Annotated in this window: 3 protein-coding genes; 2 read left to right on the top strand and 1 reads right to left on the bottom strand. The window is 33.4% G+C overall.

Annotated elements, in window-relative coordinates; genetic code table 11:
* Both C1710_RS08400 and C1710_RS08060 read left to right on the top strand, forming a co-directional pair.
* A partial coding sequence (locus tag C1710_RS08400; protein ID WP_102281904.1) for a restriction endonuclease subunit S occupies positions 1 to 1,125 on the top strand: 1,125 nt, incomplete at its 5' end.
* Positions 1,126 to 1,204: 79 nt separating this feature from the next.
* Positions 1,205 to 2,137, top strand: a complete 933-nt coding sequence (locus C1710_RS08060) for a site-specific integrase (RefSeq protein WP_102281903.1) — start codon at positions 1,205 to 1,207, stop codon at positions 2,135 to 2,137.
* Positions 2,138 to 2,193: 56 nt separating this feature from the next.
* Here C1710_RS08060 and C1710_RS08055 read toward each other — a convergent pair whose 3' ends face one another.
* Positions 2,194 to 3,357, bottom strand: a complete 1,164-nt coding sequence (locus tag C1710_RS08055) for a restriction endonuclease subunit S (protein WP_146002392.1) — start codon at positions 3,355 to 3,357, stop codon at positions 2,194 to 2,196.
* Positions 3,358 to 3,482 lie beyond the last annotated feature (125 nt).

The following is a 3,482-nucleotide window of genomic DNA, read 5'->3' as shown; positions in this document are numbered from 1 at the left end:
TGGGAGCAGCGTAAGTTAAAGAAGGAATACGATAAAATAGGAAATGCTTTTGTTGGAACTGCCTCTCCTTATTATGTTAAAAATGGTCACTTTTATTTAGAGTCTAATAATATAAAAGACGGACAGATTAATCATAACCATGAAGTATTTATCAATGATAATTTTTATAGGAAACAATTTGGTAAATATCTTCACACTGGTGACTTAGTTATGGTACAGTCTGGTCACGTAGGTGATACAGCAGTAATTACACAACAGTACAATAATAGTGCGGCTCACGCTCTAATAATGTTTCGTAAACCTAAAACACCATTTTTATCTGACTATTTGAATAATTATTTTCAAAGCGAGATCGCCAGAAATAAAATAAAAGTTTTAGCAACTGGTAATACTATCAGTCATATTTTAGCTTCGGATATGAGTAAATTTACGGTTAATATTCCTAATCAATTAGAACAAAAGAAGATTAGTAAAATATTCAAAACATTGCAAGCGACTATCAATCTCCAGCAACGAAAATTGAGCTTATTAGAAAAGATACAAAAAAACTTTCTTGAAAATATGCTTGTAAATAAGCCTAATAAGCTCCCACAAGTTCGTTTTAGAAAATTTACTAATGTATGGACATATAAAAATTTAGGAGAAATAGCCACTATACAAACTGGTAAGTTAGATGCTAATGCTATGGTTCCAAATGGAAAATATGATTTTTATACTTCTGGTATTAAGAAGTATCATATTGATATTCCTGCTTTTGTGGGTCCGGCAATAACAATAGCTGGTAACGGTGCAACTGTTGGTTATATGCATTTAGCGGATGGACAATTTAATGCATATCAACGAACATATGTATTGTCCAAATTGTTAGCTAATCGAATTTTCATATTTTATGAAGTAGGACATAAATTACCAAGAAAAATTCAACAAGAATCGAGAACAGGAAATATTCCCTATATTGTTATGGGAATGTTAACTGAGTTGCAATTAATTATTCCCGATTCAAATGAACAAGAAAAGGTAGGTAATCTTTTTGAAAATTTGAATAAACTTATTGAGGATCAACAAGTGAAACTCAGACAACTCAGTAAGATTAAAAAATTTTTTCTCCAACAAATGTTCATCTAAAACATTGCAACTAAATTAACCTCCAACAAATAATATGGGCGTGTTTCTATACACAAAATTATCTGTTGGAGGTTTTATTATGCCAAGAAAGTATCGTAGCACAAAACTGTTTTATAAGTACTATCTTAATTGGATTCATCTTTACAAGGATGGCGCAGTGAGACCAGTAACCCTAGATAAATACTATTTGACGTATCGAAAGTTGCGAGTATTAGCACCAGCCTTACACATGAATGAGCTAAATCGACAAACATACCAGGAGCTGTTAAACCGTTATTCTGAAACCCATGAAAAACAAACCACCCTCGATTTTCACCATCATCTCAAAGCTGCACTAGTGGACGCATTGGATAATGGTGATTTAGAACGAGACCCAACCAGACGTGCCATTATTAAGGGCTGTACTCAGCACCACAAGAAAAGTAAGTTTTTGAATCTCTATGAATTACGTTTGTTACTCAATCATCTTCATCTAGAACAAGAGATTAACTGGGATTGGTTTATTTTGTTAGTAGCAAAAACAGGCCTGCGTTTTGCTGAAGCGTTAGCCTTGACTCCTCAAGATTTTGATTTTGAAAAGCAATTAATCGTTATCAATAAGTCATGGAACTATAAGGAAAAGGTAGGCCATTTTCAGCCAACAAAAAATGAATCATCTAATCGTTCTGTGATTACAGACTGGAAGCTAATGAATCAGTTTAGAGCCTTGGTTGAGAAAAAAGAAAAGAGTTGGCCAATATTTGTGCCACATAAACAGCGAGTATTTAATTCGACAGTAAACAATCTTTTAGAAAAGTATTGTTATAAATTGGATATTCCGGTTATTTCCATTCATGGATTGCGCCACACTCACGCATCACTATTACTGTATGATGGTGTCTCGATTGCTAGTGTGGCTCAAAGACTTGGCCATGCTAATACCACCACTACGCAGGAAACATATCTTCACATTATTGAAGAGCTGAAGAACAAGGATAGTGATAAAATCTTGCATCACCTTTCGCAACTATAGAAATAGCGGCATCAGTGAATTACGCTGGTGTCGTTTACTTTTAGATAAATATTTGCTTAGATGAACATTTGCTGGAGGAAGAATTTCTTGATTACATTAAAACCATTTATCCTTATCTGTTGGTATGAAACAATATGGTCTATTCTTTGGTTGAATTGAGAAATTCGTTCCTGCTCTTTAATCGAGGGTAACTTTATGGGCGCTTTTGATAATTCTTTTCCTGATATTTCTATAAAAGTTGACCCAGCTCCATGTGTTTCTCCATATCTTTTTAATTGATTTGTGAGTAAGAATGCAAAATAACTATCAAGCTTACCCTTTTTAGGAATAATTGATTGAAATCCTTGATTTGTTGTTGCTTCTCGCAACAATATAGCTGTTTTGCCAATACCAGCACGAGAAGTAAATAATACTGTCCCAACTGGAAGTACTTTAGCAGAACAATTTTGTAATCCTAGTTCTGTTATTGTACGTCTACTATGAGATGTGTATATTTCACCTTTATAAAGTTCTGCAGGCACATACCAATTAATAGATCCATTCCAATATTTAGGATTTTTTGTATTAGGAGTTCCACCGCCAATAATCTGAGCCAATGTTCCTAAATTACTTAGTTCCCAATTGTCTGAAAAACCTTGAATTCGAATTAACGGCTTTTTACTTTTTGAACCGGCAAACATTTTTTGCAAAAATCCCTTTTTGAGTCTCTTCAACAAGTCCAATTTTCGTTGCTGGAGAGAAATAAGGTGATTTATTTTAATTAAAAGTAGCGCAATGTTTTTTTGTTCTTTAATTTTTGGAATAAAGAACTGTACATGCATAAAATCAGAGAAAGTTATGTTTAAAAGTCCGTCCATTCTTGCAGTGGATGAAATAAAACGTCGTAGTTGTCGATCTATTTTCTTGGTGTGAAAATATTGTTCTACAAATGTGGCGTCATTTAAATTGCCAACTTGAAAACTATGATAAACCTTTGGCACCAATGCTTCGTCATAGTCACTTAATTTAAAAACTGTACCATAAATAGCAGCTTTTGAATTACCATGGTTATACGACAGTTGTTCTTTTTTTAATAGGGTATATTTCTTTTGCTCTTTCCCTGCGATATTAGTCGAAAACCGCTTTGATTGTGTCATCCAACCGTGTTTAGCTGAAATAGTTAATATGGGAAGATTCATTCTTCCATCGTTACCTTTTACTCTTGTAGATATTTCTCCCAACTTACGCTGCTCCCATTTAAATAAATAGCTTTCCTGTAAAGATTATAACGATGTAATTAATCAAAAGTGGTTTAGTTTGTTTAGTTGTTTTATTTACTTGTGTCTGCTAGTTTGATCTATCTTTT

This window comes from [Lactobacillus] timonensis (assembly GCF_900240275.1).
In the GTDB taxonomy this organism is placed as follows: Bacteria; Bacillota; Bacilli; order Lactobacillales; family Lactobacillaceae; genus Limosilactobacillus; species Limosilactobacillus timonensis.
This window is presented reverse-complemented; position numbering and strand designations above follow the sequence as displayed.